The sequence below is a fragment of the Pseudogracilibacillus sp. SO30301A genome (genome assembly GCF_037072025.1).
Classification (GTDB): domain Bacteria; phylum Bacillota; class Bacilli; order Bacillales; family Amphibacillaceae; genus Pseudogracilibacillus.
Map to the genome: position 1 here is coordinate 15524 of NZ_JAXHDD010000015.1, position 17002 is coordinate 32525.

At 35.2% G+C, this 17002-nt stretch carries 14 protein-coding genes and 1 pseudogene; 3 read left to right on the plus strand and 12 right to left on the minus strand.

The window, feature by feature from the left end; all coding sequences use genetic code 11:
• Nucleotides 1-305: 305 nt before the first annotated feature.
• Nucleotides 306-923 (plus strand): YktB family protein, encoded by a 618-nt coding sequence (locus tag SPD89_RS09415; RefSeq protein WP_336261703.1) that lies wholly within the window; start codon nucleotides 306-308, stop codon nucleotides 921-923.
• A gap of 314 nt (nucleotides 924-1237) precedes the next feature.
• Here the strand turns inward: SPD89_RS09415 and SPD89_RS09420 are convergent, their stop codons facing one another.
• The 4 genes and pseudogenes from SPD89_RS09420 to queG form a co-directional block, all read right to left on the minus strand.
• Entirely contained in the window at nucleotides 1238-1681 is a 444-nt protein-coding gene (locus tag SPD89_RS09420) for a DUF4064 domain-containing protein (protein ID WP_336261704.1), read from the minus strand.
• A 663-nt stretch (nucleotides 1682-2344) separates the two neighbouring features.
• Nucleotides 2345-2818 (minus strand): tRNA (uridine(34)/cytosine(34)/5-carboxymethylaminomethyluridine(34)-2'-O)-methyltransferase TrmL, encoded by a 474-nt coding sequence (gene trmL, locus SPD89_RS09425; protein ID WP_336261705.1) that lies wholly within the window; start codon nucleotides 2816-2818, stop codon nucleotides 2345-2347.
• 37 nt (nucleotides 2819-2855) lie between these two features.
• Nucleotides 2856-3338: pseudogene (locus SPD89_RS09430) on the minus strand (amidase domain-containing protein); the annotation flags it as partial.
• Between the two features lie 282 nt (nucleotides 3339-3620).
• The gene (queG, locus tag SPD89_RS09435; protein ID WP_336261706.1) at nucleotides 3621-4757 is read right to left on the minus strand and encodes a tRNA epoxyqueuosine(34) reductase QueG; all 1137 of its coding nucleotides are present in this window, start codon (nucleotides 4755-4757) and stop codon (nucleotides 3621-3623) included.
• 209 nt (nucleotides 4758-4966) lie between these two features.
• Here queG and dat point away from each other — a divergent pair, with 209 nt between their 5' ends.
• A complete protein-coding gene (gene dat / locus SPD89_RS09440; protein ID WP_336261707.1) occupies nucleotides 4967-5833 on the plus strand; it encodes a D-amino-acid transaminase in 867 nt (288 codons plus the stop codon).
• A 35-nt stretch (nucleotides 5834-5868) separates the two neighbouring features.
• On the opposite strand, the gene SPD89_RS09445 is transcribed toward dat, so the two are convergent.
• The 5 genes from SPD89_RS09445 to SPD89_RS09465 all read right to left on the minus strand — a co-directional run bounded on the left by SPD89_RS09445 (nucleotide 5869) and on the right by SPD89_RS09465 (nucleotide 12564).
• Nucleotides 5869-6822, minus strand: a complete 954-nt coding sequence (locus SPD89_RS09445) for an alpha/beta hydrolase (RefSeq protein ID WP_336261708.1) — start codon at nucleotides 6820-6822, stop codon at nucleotides 5869-5871.
• Between the two features lie 155 nt (nucleotides 6823-6977).
• Complete coding sequence (locus SPD89_RS09450) at nucleotides 6978-9125, minus strand: YhgE/Pip domain-containing protein (protein ID WP_336261709.1); 2148 nt, start codon at nucleotides 9123-9125, stop codon at nucleotides 6978-6980.
• 153 nt (nucleotides 9126-9278) lie between these two features.
• Nucleotides 9279-10364 carry an ABC transporter permease gene (locus tag SPD89_RS09455; RefSeq protein ID WP_336261711.1) on the minus strand — a complete coding sequence of 362 codons (1086 nt, stop codon included), beginning with the start codon at nucleotides 10362-10364 and terminating at the stop codon, nucleotides 9279-9281.
• Nucleotides 10364-11620: an ABC transporter permease gene (locus tag SPD89_RS09460; RefSeq protein ID WP_336261712.1), complete on the minus strand. Its 1257-nt coding sequence runs from the start codon at nucleotides 11618-11620 to the stop codon at nucleotides 10364-10366. The genes SPD89_RS09455 and SPD89_RS09460 overlap by 1 nt, the downstream gene beginning before the upstream one ends.
• Before the next feature lie 11 nt (nucleotides 11621-11631).
• The gene (locus SPD89_RS09465) at nucleotides 11632-12564 is read right to left on the minus strand and encodes an ABC transporter ATP-binding protein (protein WP_336261713.1); all 933 of its coding nucleotides are present in this window, start codon (nucleotides 12562-12564) and stop codon (nucleotides 11632-11634) included.
• A 420-nt stretch (nucleotides 12565-12984) separates the two neighbouring features.
• Between SPD89_RS09465 and SPD89_RS09470 the strand changes: the two genes are divergently transcribed.
• On the plus strand, nucleotides 12985-13506 hold the full coding sequence (locus SPD89_RS09470; protein ID WP_336261714.1) for a Uma2 family endonuclease: 522 nt from the start codon (nucleotides 12985-12987) through the stop codon (nucleotides 13504-13506).
• 37 nt (nucleotides 13507-13543) lie between these two features.
• Here the strand turns inward: SPD89_RS09470 and SPD89_RS09475 are convergent, their stop codons facing one another.
• The 3 genes from SPD89_RS09475 to SPD89_RS09485 all read right to left on the minus strand — a co-directional run bounded on the left by SPD89_RS09475 (nucleotide 13544) and on the right by SPD89_RS09485 (nucleotide 16992).
• Complete coding sequence (locus SPD89_RS09475; RefSeq protein ID WP_336261715.1) at nucleotides 13544-14182, minus strand: response regulator transcription factor; 639 nt, start codon at nucleotides 14180-14182, stop codon at nucleotides 13544-13546.
• 11 nt (nucleotides 14183-14193) lie between these two features.
• Nucleotides 14194-15270 (minus strand): sensor histidine kinase, encoded by a 1077-nt coding sequence (locus SPD89_RS09480; RefSeq protein WP_336261716.1) that lies wholly within the window; start codon nucleotides 15268-15270, stop codon nucleotides 14194-14196.
• Nucleotides 15271-15804: 534 nt separating this feature from the next.
• Nucleotides 15805-16992 (minus strand): M56 family metallopeptidase, encoded by a 1188-nt coding sequence (locus SPD89_RS09485; protein WP_336261718.1) that lies wholly within the window; start codon nucleotides 16990-16992, stop codon nucleotides 15805-15807.
• Nucleotides 16993-17002 lie beyond the last annotated feature (10 nt).

Consider the following 17002-nt stretch of genomic DNA (forward strand, 5'->3'; position numbering starts at 1 on the left):
TCCGTATTTAATACGAAATTTACACTCTGCTTTCATTATAGAACTGTCCGATAGCTTGAGCAACTAATAACCCCTGAAAAGGGCGAAACAACTATGTATGCGCTACCTTTTAGTAGTATCCAGTTTTTACAGACTAATTTATGTATATTTATAATAATTCATGTTACGCTATTAAAAAAACTCGGCTTTTTGATTAAGTAAATTACATCGAGTTGTAGTGAATAAACATTTACACTTATCTAGTAATAAATGATTGTCTGCCGAGTTAATTATATATAAAAATACGCAGAGAGGAAAATGCTATTATGAACTTTAATGGTTTTAGTGATGCAGATTTTAATATCTTTCATATAGATGGATTAATTCCTAGAAAAAGGGCGATTGAAGATAATATTCAACCTAAGTTTAGAGCAATTGGTGATGTTTTAACTGATGACCTGTCTAGTATGATTGGTTCAGAAATGTATTTACATATTGCTAGACATGCGAGGCGAACGGTCAATCCTCCAGACGATACCTGGCTGGCAATTGCGGGAAATAAGCGTGGTTATAAAAAACACCCTCACTTTCAAATCGGTCTTTGGGATGATCGTGTCTTTATTTGGCTTGCGTTCATTTATGAATTGCCAGGTAAATCAGAAATAGCTAGTACTTTTTTACAACATATAAGCGAAATAAAAAACCTACGTGCAGATAATTATGTTATCTCACTGGATCATACGAAAAAAGATGCAACCTCGATTGAAAATATCGATTTAAAAAGTGCACTGGAACGATTTCGCGATGTGAAAAAGGCTGAGTTTTTAATCGGTAAACAACTGTTTCCAAATAATCCGATTTTAAAAGACGGTGATGCATTTATTACATTTGCAAGACAGACGTATGAAAACCTTATCCCATTATATCGGCTTAGCTATCAATAATCGACATTTTTATGGATAAACTATTGTTTGAGTTCACAAATGGGTGTTAAGCCGTTATAATTAGGACAGATATCATTATCGTTTTTACGAGGAGGAATTCACATGAAACTTATATTAATCATAGCCGTTAGTTTAACATTCATTACTGCTTGCCTAACCTCAGCATACGTAGCAAAACCAGGCGTACCAAAAAACAATCAATGATAGAATCGTCATGTGACTTTGATTACATGACGATTTTTCATTTTTTTGATTATTACTTTTGTTTTTTTAGGGAAGCGTCGAATAGCCCGCACTTAGTGGACTCTTTGCACTTATGGAATACTAGTGTTTAACTTATCTTTTTCAATCAAAACATATCCGGAAATTGCTTGTATAATAGGCGGTATAATTGTAAAAATAGATGCAAGGGCCGCACACATAAGTAAGCTCCCAGCTAAATTTTCATTACGCTTTAATAAAGTTAGACTTAATACATTTAGTAAAACAGAAAAAACTAATGCGATTAATGGATAATTTATATATGGATTAAGATAAGATAAAACATCAGTAGCAAAACGATCCGGATGAATCTTAAGTTTGCCCTTAGCAGCATCCCGTTGTACTTTAGGGTCTTTAAAATATAATGAGGTAACTAGATTACGTGCAGTTTTATTTTGTTCTAATGGTCCTATAGAACTTAGAGATATAAACGCTGTTGTTAAAAGAAAAATAGTGAAAATAGACAAAAAAACAATTGTATGTACATGAGTTTTCATTGGCATCTCCCTTTATAATGCGTAATATCCAAAGTTTCTCAGTAAAAAGTTCTGATTTGAACAGCCCCTGCAAGATGAAGGGATCTCATTATCCCTCCCTATCCAGTGCTTATAGTAAATAGGGCTACGCTACGCTACTACTACCATAGCGTACAGCTCTTTTCGATATGTACCGAAGTCTTTTTCTATGACGACACATATTGTTTTGCCAATAGCATAAATTAGGCTATCGAACCTGATAAAATATCTAATTTTCAATGAACGAGATTGTATTAGAAACTTTTTACCTGTCTCTATTCCAAGTATAGCATGTTTTCAGACAATTGCGATAGCGAATACACCGAACTTTCATCCCATCCCTAAAGCGGGTTCCAACGTACCGTAATGGATTTTCTCATTCGGAAAATTTGTAAAAAATTCAGCGTTTAGTCCCAAACCCTTTATAAGTGCGTGTCCAAAAAGGTGGATAAAAAGGACCAAAAAGTTCGAGGCGGCGCAGTTTCAAGCAGCGGAATGGATGCATTTAGATACATGAGCGAACGCTTCTAGCACGCAGAAAAAGTGCTTTCCTTTTTCAAGGAGCGGAGAAACAAGCATTCGTGCGAAATTCGCAGTGTCATTTTTACCGGACTTTTTGAACATCCTCTATAAAACAACCTTCTTTTAGGATAAATCAGGAAATCCTTGTTGACGTAGTACCTCGTAAATAACAATGGCTGCTGTATTGGATAAGTTTAATGAACGTACTTTATCAGTCATATGAATTCTAAGGCAATGGTCTTCTTTTCCTTCAATCAGCTCTCTTGGAATTCCGTTTGTCTCCCTGCCAAAAACAAAAAATAACTCTTCCTCAGGTTTACTGTAATCAAAATCCGTATAATATTTTGTTCCAAAGTTTTCGATATAATAAAATGTTCCCTGTTTGTGCTTCGAATATAATTCATCGATAGACTCATATTCAAAAATCGTTACATTTTCCCAGTAATCTAGTCCTGCTCTTCGAAGCATTTTGTCATCTGTTGAAAAACCTAAGGGATGAATTAAATGTAATGACGTATTGGTAGCTAAGCATGTACGTGCGATATTCCCTGTGTTTGCTGGTATTTCTGGTTGGTATAATACAATATTTAGTCCCATGATTAAAACTCCTTACTTATAAACTTCCTCATCTATTTTAACCGTTTATGTGAAAAAAAGCATACCTAATATTTGGAGTCCAGGCGGCTGAATCTGTATAAGTCCAAAACCTATGCTTACTATTATCTGTATGGGCGTTTACAAGCGGATTTCCAGCCCTATCATAACCGACAACGATTGTCGTATGATCCCACCTGTTATCACCTTCAAAATCATAACAAATAACATCACCCGGAGAAAGTTTCTGTGCAAATCCCACTTCTGTTGCTTGCATACCAGTCTTAGAGGTTTTTAAATACCAATAAAGCGAATGGGCAACAGACCAACTAAAACTCCAATTATTTTTCCGATACCACCAACCACGTTCCCGATTAGGTTCTCCCCACATCGGAGCTCCTCCTGCAAATAAACATTGGGAAATATAATTTGTGCAATCAACCGCAAACTGTTGAAAAGCCGGATTATAATCATTCCACCACAATTCAGCATATTCTACCGCTTTTTGCCGATCATACATAAAGCCGTTCATAGAATTCTCCTCTCAGAAAGTTAGGCGTCCAATTAAAACGCAAAAGGCACTTTTACTGTGATCAAATAGGTCAGTTGACTATGAGTGAATGTTGAGTGGCTCATACTTTATGCTAACTCACAAATAAACATGCTAAGTGGCTAGAACAATATGCGAGGCCACTTGCACAATATGGAGATAGCTCATTTTTGAACAGAAAAATTGCGTTTAAGCATCGGACGTTTAAATAAAAAATTCTCTCACTTATATATATGAGAGAATTTTTTCAATATCCTAATTTGCTTTTGTGAATTCTAAGCCTTTTTCCATTTCTACAATTACTCGTTCGTCTTTTTCCTTTGTCATTGCTTGCTCAATTGCTTCGCGCGCTTTTGTCGTTCCAATTTTCCCAAGTGCCCAGGCAGCAGTACCACGAATGACTGGTCTTACATCTTCTGTCATAACAGCAATTAAATCATCGATTGCCGTTTCATCTTTAAAATGAGCAAGTCCAATCATTGCGTTTCGTTGGAGTGGATTTTTCCCTCGCCAAAATCCAGAAACAGTCCCAAATTTTTCTCTAAATTCACGATTAGACATTCGCAGCATTGGGCGTAACAACGGTTTAGCTACTTCTGAATCCGGTTCAAATTCTTCGTTTAAATGAAAATCAATCCCTTTATTATATGGACAAACTGCTTGACATGTATCACATCCATATACTCTTGTACCAACCTTTGCTCGAAATTCATCTGGGAGAAAATCTTTCGTTTGCGTCAAGAATGCTAGGCATCTCTGTGCATTAAGTTGTCCACCTTGAACAAGTGCTCCGGTTGGACAAGCATCCAAACAAATACGACAATCCCCGCAACTATCTTCTACTGGTTTATCTGGTATAAAAGGAATATTTGTAATCATTTCTCCTAGATAGACCCAAGAACCAAACTCTTTCGTTATCATCATTGTATTTTTACCTGAAAATCCTATGCCAGCTCTTTCGGCTACTGCACGGTCACTTAACTCTCCCGTATCGACCATCGTTTTATAAGAAAACTGAGGTACTCTCGTTTGAATATAGTCTGCCAATTTTTCTAATCGTGCACGCAATACATGATGATAATCTGTTCCCCAAGATGCACGACAAAAAATACCGCGTCGTTCTCCCGGTTTACTTTTAGGAGGGTTATTAATTTTTGAAGGATAAGCAAGTGCGATGGAAATAATTGATTTTGCCCCAGCCATTAACCTTTCAGGCTCGGTTCTTTCCTCTACAGAACCTTTTTCAAAACCTGAGGAATAATTTAGTTTTTCCCGTTCTATTAGCCGCTGTTTTAATTCTGTAAAAACGTCAGCCGATGCAAATCCAATTTTATCAATACCGATTTCTTTACTATAAGCTTTAATTTCTTGTTTTAATGTAACAACATCCAAACGAGTCACCTCCTTCTCAAATGTAAATTCCAAATAAATAATATCATGAACGAATGTATCAAATGAACTAATTTACATTCTGGTGAATAAGATGTAAAATACATTAGTAAAACTTGGCTTTTGACAATCCTTAATGGCAAAAGCCCTAGTTGCACTTATGCAGTAAGAAATAATTTCTTATCTGCCAAGTAAATAAGGGGGATAATCTAATGTCAATGTATCCAATAATTATGTCACAAGGTAAGTTTACACATAAAGACAGTTTGCAATTTCCTTATGAAGAGCGTGGCCTCCAGTTTGGAGATGGCGTATATGAAGTAATCCGCATTTACAATGGAAAACTTTATTTATTAAATGAACATGTGGATCGTTTATTCCGTTCATTAGATGCAATTCGAATCGAAATTAAGCAATCAAAGGACGAAATTACTACACTATTATCTGAATTAATCTCAAGAAATAATATGGAACAAGATGGTTTTATTTACTTACAAGTATCAAGAGGTACAGCACCACGTATTCATACATTTCCTGAAGCAATTGAACCGAATATTTATGCATATCTAGTAAATCAATCTCGTAATTTGGAAGGTTTAGAAAATGGTGTTAGCACGATTACATTGCCTGATGAACGCTGGCAAAATTGCTATATTAAAAGTCTAAACTTGCTCCCAAATGTCCTTGCAAAGCAAACTGCAATGGAGCAAGGATGTTATGAAGCGATTCTGCATATTGATGGACGTGTAACGGAATGTGGCTCGTCAAATATTTTTCTTGTGAAAGATGGAAAAATTTATACACACCCTGCAACAAACCGAATATTAAAAGGGTGTGTGCGCATTGCTGTTGAACGTTTTGCTAAAGAGTTACAAATCCCATTCATTGAAGAGGCGTTTACTGTAGATGATATTCACGATGCGGATGAAATGTTCTTAACGAGTAGTATGTCCGAAGTCCTGCCGATCATAGAAATTGACAACAAACGAATTGCTGATGGAAAACCAGGTGAAATCTCAAGAAAGCTTCAAAAGGCTTATGAAATAGACACACAATTAATACTTGAAAAAGTGAAATAAGAGAAATTCCTGCCAGTAAATGAGGCAGGAATTTTTTACATATATTTTTCTATAAAGGTTGTAATAGTTTGCAAATAATCCTCACGATATAAAACGAATGATTCTCCATGATTTGCGCCTGGATATGTGGCAATCTCACTTGTACTTTTCGTATTTTCATATAATTCGTTTGTCATTTCTGTTGGTACAAATGTATCCGACTCACCTGAAATATATAAAATCGGGACTTCTGCTTGTTTAACTTGATTAAGTGCAGACGCTTCAGTTAACGAATAATCAGCTTTTAGTTTTGTTACGAAACTAGTTGTCGGTAACACTGGTTTGTCTGGTAAATGAAACATACGCTTCAATTGGTATGCAAATAAATCGTAAACAGAAGTATATGGACTATCGGCGATAATAGCTTTCACATTGTTTGGCAGTTTTTCGCCAGAAGCCATTAAAACAGTTGCTGCTCCCATCGATAAGCCATGCATCACGATTTCCGTATCTGGGCCATTTTTTTCGATTAATATGTTCATCCAGTCGGTAAGATCTTGGCGATCATGCCAGCCGAAACCATAATAATCTCCCTCACTCTGACCATGACCACGGAGATCTGGTGTAAACACATTATATCCGAGATTTTCATAATAGTACTCGCTGAATAACCCCATATCGAATGCATTTCCAAGGTATCCGTGTGCGAAAATTACTGTTTTATTTGTTGGCTCTTTAGCAGGTAAATAATATCCTTTAAGTTTCAATCCATCAAAAGAAGTCATTTCAAGCGATTCAAAAGGTTGTTCTCTCATCCAGGAAATCCAATCCCCTTCTAAAAACTCACCTAACGTCTCTGCGGAAACTTCTAAATCTTCATTCCCTTGCAGAAAATCTTTCGGACCACGTTTTATTGCTAAGTCATAAAAGTAAAAACTCGCAGCAACATCTATAATTAAAAAACCGCAAAGAACTGCGGAAATTCCTATCATCCACTTCTTTTTCTTCATTTCTATTCCCCCTTGGATGAGGTTTCTCTTATTCTATTATAATAGAAATGAAAATATTAATCTGCATATTTTATCTGGTGTTTTTTTACAGTATAGGGATGTGGATGGAGAACTACTTTCCGGGGATAAATCGAGTTAAAAGAAAAGGATCGCTATTAATGGAATAGTCGCGATCCCTTTGATTGGAGTAATTTATGCAATCGTTTATTAATAGGACCTTTTAAAAATAATCCAGCTAAAACAAACATCACTCCGAATATGAAGAGAAATAATATGTCGCGAAACACTCGTTGCCATATAATACCGCCAACTGCTTCCCGCATCAGATCAACAGCATATGTAAATGGTAAAAATGGGTTTATTGATTGGAAAAACTCCGGTAGTAATACGACTGGGTAAGTCCCACCTGATCCGGCAATTTGTAAGACGAGTAAGACAATAGCTATTGCTTTTCCTACATCTCCAAAAATGGAGACAACAGTATACACGAACAACATGAAGATAATACTAATAAATAAACCAAAAAGAATGAACCAAAGCTTGCTACTTACCCCTACCCCAATAAAGAATATATCACCAAAGGTTACAATGGCTGTCTGTAATAAACCAATTGTAATAAAAGTAAACATTCTCCCAACATACATTTCTTGTGGTTTTATTTGTTCTGCATGTGGTATGTCGGTTGAGAGCAGTGAAATTAATAACAGTGCACCGACCCAAATGGATAATACCGTATAAAATGGCGTCATACCAGTTCCATAATTTTGAACCGGAAATAATTCATTTTTATTTAAGACTACAGGTTCTGAAAAGAAACCACGTTCCGCTTCTGGATTATTTCGAAGCAACTGAATAATATCATATACATCTGCCTCTGCTTGTAACTTTCTAATCCGATTTGCGACTTCTTTCACTTTATCATTGATATATGGAAATTCTCCTAATACGCTTTTCAACATACCTTTTCCTTCACCTAAATGAGTACTCGTATCGGCAAGCAACTTTTCAACTTTTGGAATTGTCGATTGCATTTCGGTAAGCATGTTTTTCGCTTGTGTAATCGTTGTCCTTCCTTCTTCTAGCTTATCATGTACTGCTTGTTTAATTTCCTCATTATATATCTGAATAAATTCATCCAAGTTGGTACTAGTGACAGTTCCAAGTTCCGTTATTCTTCCAGTTACTTCATTCATTTTTTCTTCACTTTCGGTTACTAATTGTCCGAAACCGTCAATTTCTGCTTGTGTACTTTGTAGCGATGTTTTAAGTGCTGTTATTTTTTCCAAAGCATTTGCAATTTGTGGATTCTCCTCTGTAGAACTTTCCTGTACTACGGATAGTGCTTGTTCTACTTCTTGCATTGTTGCTAAAGAATTATTGATATGGTCCTTGATCTCGTTTCCAGCTGTTTCACGTTTCTGTTTAATATCAATTTCCTGAAAGCCAGTTATCAATTCCTTTACTTGATTTAATGTAGCTTGAGTTTTTTTCAAATCTTCCTCTATTTTGGGGCCAATTTCATTTAAGCGATTCTTTGCTTTATTTAATAGTTCTAATGCTTTATCCGTCTCTTCTAATCCACTTGCTGTCATTGACTTTGCTTTTGGTATCATATTAGTAGCTTTTGTTAATATCTTCTCTGCTTCATCTGCATCCTGACTAGTGCTAGTTAATAAATTATGAACCTCCGGCAATTCTTCTTCTAATGTAAATATATACCTTTCGAACTGTTTTAAATCTGGAAGATCTGCTTCAAGTTCGATACCGATTTGATTAAACATGTCAAAAATAATCCCATTGACGGTCGCAATAAATTCACTACTTATTTGTTCGACAATTACGGATGCACCTTTTTCTGTAATTTTCGGAGCAATCGCATTTATTTTTTCGTTTACATAATATTCTATCTGCGCTTTTTCAGGTTCCGTTCTTATCACTGTCCCTAACGTTTCTGAAAAATTTTCGGGTACGATAATAACAGCAAAGTAATTTCCATATTGAACTTCATCCATCGCTTTTTCACGATCTACAAACTGCCAATTAAAATCATAATTTTTACGTAATGTATCAACTAACGTATCTCCAACATGAACTTCTTGGTCTCGAATTAATGCTCCCTTATCCTCATTGACAACACCGATTGGAATTTGATTTGTCTGTGCATAAGGATCCCAAGATGCTTTAATATTTAACCATGCATAAAGGGAGGGCAAAATAATGAGCCCTCCTATTATTATAGCAACAACCCAATTCGTTGTTATATTTTTTATATCAAGCTTATAAACATCCCAGCTATTTCGCATATTTGTCATTCCATTACTTTTTGGCAGATAAGAAAGTATAAAACTTTCCTACTGCATAATAAGTGCAACATTAGTTCTCGCCAAGGCTTGGCGATAAGCCAAGTTTTCTAATACTGCCTTTTATATTCCCCAAATAATGTAGAAACATGCGAATTAAGAAATATATCTTTTTTCCATTAAATGAATGCCGATCCCAGTCATCAACACTGTCATGAAGAGCAAAATAATAACGGGATATAAAATTTGTTCCATTGAATAACCATTACTTGTAACACCATATAATGCTTCCATCCCATACGTAATCGGTACAAACTTTGACAGACTAAGCATGAATTTTGATTCAACTATTTCAAGGGGCCAAAATGCACCACCAAGCATTGCGGATCCTAATGAGACAATTGGAATAACTGCGTTGAATTGCTGGACCGTTTTAACAAGACCTGTTATTAAAATAGAAAGAGCAACAATTGATAACACATACGGTATTAAAAGAATAGCAATTTGCCAAAAAGTACCTTGAAAATCAATTTTAACAATATAGCGAAACACGAGAAATACGATCAGAACTTGAATATAACCAATTAGAAAGCTATAAAGAAAATTAGCTATATACATTTCCCATTTTCGAACAGGTGACAAAATCATCCGGTCCCATAAACCGCTATTTTTCTCAAGTATGATCTGAAACACACTAAAAGCGATCGTATAAATAACAAAAAACAATGAAAAACCAAATAATGGATGTAGATTGCCATCATAAATAAAAGCGTTTTGGCCATGAAACGTTTCTGATTTAATGGTAAAGACAGGGTTTTGAACGAAATCTTCTTTTAAATTATTTTCGCCTGAAACTGTTTCTAACTGTTTTATTTGCTTTTCCTTTACATAAGCATCTTCCACTGATTGTTCGAGTAAATTAACATTCGGAGAGTCTATCCCTACGATAATTTTAAAATTATCCTGTTGTAAGATTAATCCAAATTCACGCTTTCCACTACTTATTTTCTTATCCAACTCTTCCTTATCGGTAACCCATTCAATTTCAAAAATACTTTGTTCTTCAAAAATATTTACAACATCTTTCACCAGGTCATCTTCTGCATAGGCAGGAACTGTCATTTTTGCAAAACTATTTCCGCCAATAATAAAAGCAAATAGGATCGACATTATTGTCATCAAAATAAATGTCCAAGGATCTCGGTATAACCATGTAAGTTTTGTGATAAAAATTCCAATCATTAGATTTGCCCCCTTTTTGGGAAACTAAGCACGGCCACCAATAGTAGTACAACAGTGAATATAACTAAATAAGAAAGATGTGGGAGGATATCAATGAATTGTTCCCCTCGCAACAGACTTAAATATGCGCTCATACTCGCTCCATTTGGTGTAAAATCTCCAATCCACTGAATAACATTGGAAATTTCACCAATTGGGAAAAAACTTCCCCCAAGCAGCGCCAGAAATGCTATTAATATAGTCGAGAAAAAATTGATGACAGATTCGGAATTCATGCGATAACTGATCGCTGTAAGTAGTGTAGATAATCCCCCAACCGCCATCGATAGAAAAATTGTTACGACGAGAAAAGAAGGAATAGGCCAAGTCACACCATATATAATCCATGAAAAACCAAAAATAATGAGTAATTGAATACATGCGAAAATGGTACCGGAAGCAAAAACACCCGTGAAATATGTCCATCTTGAAACATTAGATAAAATAACTCGATTGAAAACGTGTGACTGTTTTTCAAGAAATGCAAAGGAACCAATTGTTGTTGCAAGATATAAAACATTCATTACAGCCATGCCAATCGTATAGTATTCCTTAGACGTTACTGGCTCACTTTGCCCAATAGGTTCAATTGTTCCAAGGCTTTGTTCCGCACTAACTTCGAGTACAGTTGGATCAATCTGATTAGTTAGTGCAAATACAGACATTGTCAATTGTTCTTGAAACGATTCGACCACACTTTTTACAGCTGCTGCCCCGAGCTCTTTTGCTTCATTTTCATAAACATTTATTGAAACAGGGATCCCTTCTTCGAGCAGTAAACTTATTAACGTGTGATAAGTGTAGTTTTCAGGAATTTCAATGACAGCGGCATACGTATCATCTGCTAAGATTTGTGCTTTTTCCTCTGGGGCGACTTCTACTACTTCAATCATATTCGACACTTGCTCGAAGGCTTCTTGTTTGAGAAGACTAACAAAAGGTAAATTTTGAGCAGTTTCTATTAAAGATGTTTCGACATCTTCGGATAGTTCTCTGCTTTTTACTTCTTGAACAAACTTTTCTATTTGTTCCGCTTCGTCCGTATGTTCTATCAATGCGACTTGTGCTTCTATTTCGACGGTATCTCCACTAATAAAGCCACTTAGTGAAGCACTTAAAATGGTTATTAATATAATCGGAAGTAAGAGTAGCAAAAATAATTGCTGTTTGTTGCGGATAAAAATAATACCTTGTTTTTTCATAATCTCCCATATCATTGAATTCACCTCTAATCTCTTAAAGCTCTGCCCGTAAGGTGTAAAAAAACATCTTCTAGTGTCGGTGTTTTGACATTAACTGATTTCAGTTCAACTTTTGCCTCTGAAGCAAGTTTTGTGATCAGCTGAAAAACATTAATTTCCTTAGGGACAATGATCGTTACTGTCTCATTTTTTGTGACTAGTTCTTTTATCGTTGGCTCGTCATCAAGCGCCTTAATAAATGTTTTGTTTAAGATTTCCGCTTCAATATAAATCGTATGTTCCGACGATAAAATTTCTTTAATTTCGTCTTTCGTTCCGACTGCGATCAAGTTACCCCGATCCATGATGTAAATCCTGTCACATAAATATTCGACCTCTTCCATATAGTGACTTGTGTATAGAATCGTTAGGCCTTTTTCTTCATTTAGACGTTTCACCGTTTCTAAAATATAATTTCTAGATTGTGGATCAATCCCTACTGTCGGCTCATCCATGATGAGAAATTCCGGATCATGAAGAAGTGCTACTCCTATATTGAGTCTCCGCCGCATTCCACCAGAGAATTTTTTCACAACATCTTTTCTACGATCCGCTAACCCGATTAACTTGAGTACTTCATCTATTTTTTGTTTTAAATTACTTCCTGACATTTGATAAATACGTCCAAAAAAATATAAATTTTCTTCTGCGGTTAAGTCTTGATAAAGTGCAATTTCTTGTGGAACAACCCCCGTCACTTTTCGTAATGGAGTTGGATTTTTTAATACACTCTTTTTTTTGAAGAACACATCTCCTTCTGTTGGATCAATTAACGTAGACAGCATAGAGATTGCCGTTGATTTACCGGCACCATTTGGTCCTAGTAGACCAACAATTTCTCCTTTTTCAATGTACATATTCATATTTTTAACTGCATAAAACTGTTTGTATCGTTTCGATAGATTCATTAATTCAAGCATATAACTCCCTCCTTACTTATACATAGTTTATCTTTTAACTTGTTAAGCGAAAACTGTCTCAGGTCATAACTTGAAAGGAAAAAAATGACTTAAGTCATTTTCGCGGGAGAATTTTGTTTTTTTGATTATTAGAAATGACAGTGGATAATTGGGAGGTGAGTATATTGGTTGGGGTACTTAAATTTAACGGCGGGGATACCAGTTAACGGCGGAGGATCCAATTTATCGGCTTAAAAGGGGACACCCAATTTATCGGCGAAATGCACTTTTTAACGGCGGCTGGATGATGTTATCGGCGAATTAGGCCTTAGAATAAAAATAGCAAGACCGGTTTTGGCCCTGCCGCTTCTTATTTACTCATTTAATTCCCCATCGCTTCGATCGTTCTTCTTATACCTTCCTCATAAGGCGTCCTTGGTAATGAGCCGATATGTTGCTCATATTTTTCTCCATCCAATACAACTGGATCTTCATTTAAATACTGCATTTCCACAAACACTTATTTGCTTATTACAGAAAAAGCTCACAGAAACGAGCGAACAGACTCACTTTATTTTTTATACACCTATTGATGTCATTTTATCAACTACAGATATACGCCAACCTGATATTGTTCTAGTTAATCGAAAGCGGATTGATATACTAACGAACCGTGGAATAGAAGGGACGCCAGATCTAGTTATCGAAATTCTTTCCCCTTCTTCTTTAGAGCGTGATAAAATTGATAAACTAAAAACTAACGCAGAATACATGATTCCTGAATATTGGATTGTAGATCCCAATTCTTATGTTTTAGAACAATATTTATTAACAAATGACCGTTATGAAATTATTAATGTTTTTCAAGCAATGGAAACTATGTCTTCACCAACCATCACCAGTGTTTCCTTTACAATGCAGGATATTAAGAAACGTATTCCATTATTAAATAATAACAAATAAACTTTATGATCAACCATCAAAAATCTTTATTCAATTCCTAAGAAATATTATGCTTCACAGCAAAGATCGCTAATTGTGTCCGGTCTCTTAAATGTAATTTTTGCAAAATTGTCGTTACATGATTTTTTACCGTGCCGATAGATAAGTACAACTCTTCAGAGATTTCTTTATTTGTTTTCCCTTCCCCTACTCGTTTTATAATCGCAAGCTCACGTTCTGTTATATTTTCTGGAATTTCTTCCTCCTGCCATTTTCTTTTCAACAAATTCGGGATAACTTTTGCCGCTACTTCTTCTTGTATTGGTAGCCCGTTTTTCATCGTGCTGTATACTGCTTGAATTAACTTTGCAGAATCTGCTGTTTTTAATAAGAACCCACTTGCTCCGTCTTTCAATGTTTCAAGTGCATACTCTTCATCATTAAAAGTAGTTAAAATTAAAATTTTAACTTCCGACCATCTTGCTTTAATTAGTCTAGTTGCTTCCATCCCGTTCATCACTGGCATACGTACGTCTAGTAATATAAGATCTACTAAGTGATTTTTTTCCAAAATTTCAATCGCTTCTTTTCCGTTCCCGGCTTCATGAACGACAGTAATTTTTTTATCTTGTTCTAACATTACTTTTAATCCTTGTCGGACAATATCTTGATCATCGACTATCATTACCTTCCACACATCATCACCCCTTACTCATATGGAATCATCCCTTGAATTACAAAATCCGCTTCTGTCTGATACACTTCGAGTTGACCGCCAACTTCAGTAACTCTTGCTTGCATATTGTTTAACCCAAAACCGAACGTAAATTTCTCACGTGTTCGAATCGGGTTTGAAATTGTAAAAGCGAGTGAGCCAATAGCAGATTTACCGATAACAATATGTACTTGTTTCGATATTGCATGACGCATCACATTCGTTAATGCTTCTTGAATAACTCGGTACAATACAACTCCATTTTCATTTGAAAGAGGGATCGATAATACCCCCTCCTTCACAGTAAATTCGATCAATAACTGACTTTCTGCTTCGAGCTTGCGAATTAACTGGACAACAGCTGCAATTCCTTTTGTTTCTATCTCTTGTAGCGTCTGGACCGCTTCTCGAGTTTCTAGTAAACTCTTATTTGCCATCTCTTTTAACTCGGTTAAATAGTCACTCGGCTCTTGAATAGAGAGCATTTCCAGTTTCATTATTAATGCCGTTAACCGGTGTCCCACAGAATCATGTATTTCACGAGCAATTCGCGTCCGTTCATCCGCTTTTGCCATCTCTTCTGCCGATACATGCATTCGTTTTAACTGTCGATACTCTGACAATAGCCCTTCATACAACTCTTGTTGGTTCTTTCTATCCAAAACAAGTTCATTCAACTGAATCATGAATAAAACAAATAATGCCCCGATAATCAGCGCAGGTAACAGAGCTTTTCCTTGATAAACGATTAATCCAATAACGAATAGAAAGTTTATCGTGATAAAAAAATACATCACTTTTTTTGAAAATCGAAAGAGTGCTATCCCGACTACTGTTAATAAAAGTATTGAGGTATAAAAAGCCTCTTCAATGACGAAACCATGGATCAACAGTATGACTGATAATAGGATGTATAAGTATATGGGAGTATTTTCATTAGATAGGAAAAAAAAGATCGTCAAACTAGCAGTCAACATGAATAAACTAAAAATAAGTTGACCGCTAGATTGATAGAGCATCATTATCCAGAGAAATCCAAATACTAAAAATCGAATTAAAAATTGGTTCATGTTTTTCCTCCGAAGTACACATGCATTATTTTTTTGCAACAATGAGTGAGGAACAATAGATGTTGTGATATACATGTTACGAATTTACTCAGCATATTGGAATCGACTCGACATCTCGAAAACAACTCGGCATCTTGGAAATCCGCTCAACTTCCTAGAAATTCGACTTGACGTCTTTGAAATTCACCCAACATGTTTTTAAAAACTATGATTAGGAATAAGCTGTTCCAATAAGCCCTATAAGAGGATGTTCAAAAAGTCCTGTAAAAATGACACTGCGAATTTCGCACGAATGCTTGTTTCTCCGCTACTCATGTATCTAAATGCATACATTCCGCTGACGGGAACTGCGCCGCCTCGAACTTCTTGATCCTTTTTATCTTTTTGAACACGCACTATAATAAAAAGATCGAGAAAAGCGAATTCCTGTTGATCACAGCATGATGTTCAATATGGAGAAGAACTATTCATACCAAGCATTACGCAGGATTAAAGTAGATGAACACTAGTTTAAAAATACTTTTACTCAAAATGTTAATATTCTATTAAAATAACATTTTCTATTGATTCTAGCTCAAAACGCTTATTGTCAATGATATTTTCATTAGTCTGTACAGGGATAAGAGTCACTTCCGATGTCCATAAATTTTCTGTTGCATCATTCGTACTTATCTCGTCTTGCTGTTTTAAATTTCTTTCCGAAACATCTTGGGGTATGATACCAATATTCTGGGGCCTTTCTTCTATTTCAATTGGAATATAACTATTAGTAAAAAAAGAAAGGGACATTCCACTTGAAATAATAAACGTCATTATGATGATAGAAAAAAAAGTAATCATTTTACTGTTTTTTTTAGATTTTAATATTTTCAACAACCGACGTTTTAAGTTTGTGTGTTCATCTGAAAATGTTGTACCTAAAAAATTATATCTTGTATCTTGATTTGCTCTACTTATTATATTTAATAACGTTTCTCCATACTTTTTTCTGTCAGCATGAGACATTTTTATTACAATATCCTCATCACAAGAAAGTTCACTCCACTTGTTGATATTTTTTTGTAATATGTAAATGAATGGATTATACCAGTGTAAAATCATAGCAAGTAACATGGCTTGTTTTACCCATAAATCCTTTTTCTTAAAATGCGTTAATTCATGTTTGATAATCAAATCTAATTCATCATCTGGAATGTCATACATTGGTAGAACAATAGTAGGTTTAAAAACACCGAGTAAAATAGGACTTATATTTACACTGCAAAACATTAAATTTATATTTGTAGTAAGATTCATTTCGTTCATGTTTTTTTCCAGAAGAGATTGCGCAATAGTATCTCTTGATGTAGATATACAATTTGCCTTTAATTTTTTCATGAAATTATGATGTATATATAGAAATCGAAAGCTAGTTATGACAGCACCTAGTAACCAAATGACAAGGATAATTTGAATAACAATCACTGGTAGAGATAGGCTGTTCTGATCGATGGGAAAGTGACTAAATGCATAATTGAACTGCTGTTCACGTTTAAATAAAGACAATAAATCTAATATTAAAAAGACAGGGACGATATATAGAGAAAGAACAATTTTTCTAATCCAATAGTGCCAATTAGCATTCAATGTTTTTTTAAAGATATAAGTAATTAAATAAGACAATATTAGAAGAGTAGTCCCTGCAATCGACAAAGTAATAAGCATGCTGAGCAAATTATTCAATTTTTCACAC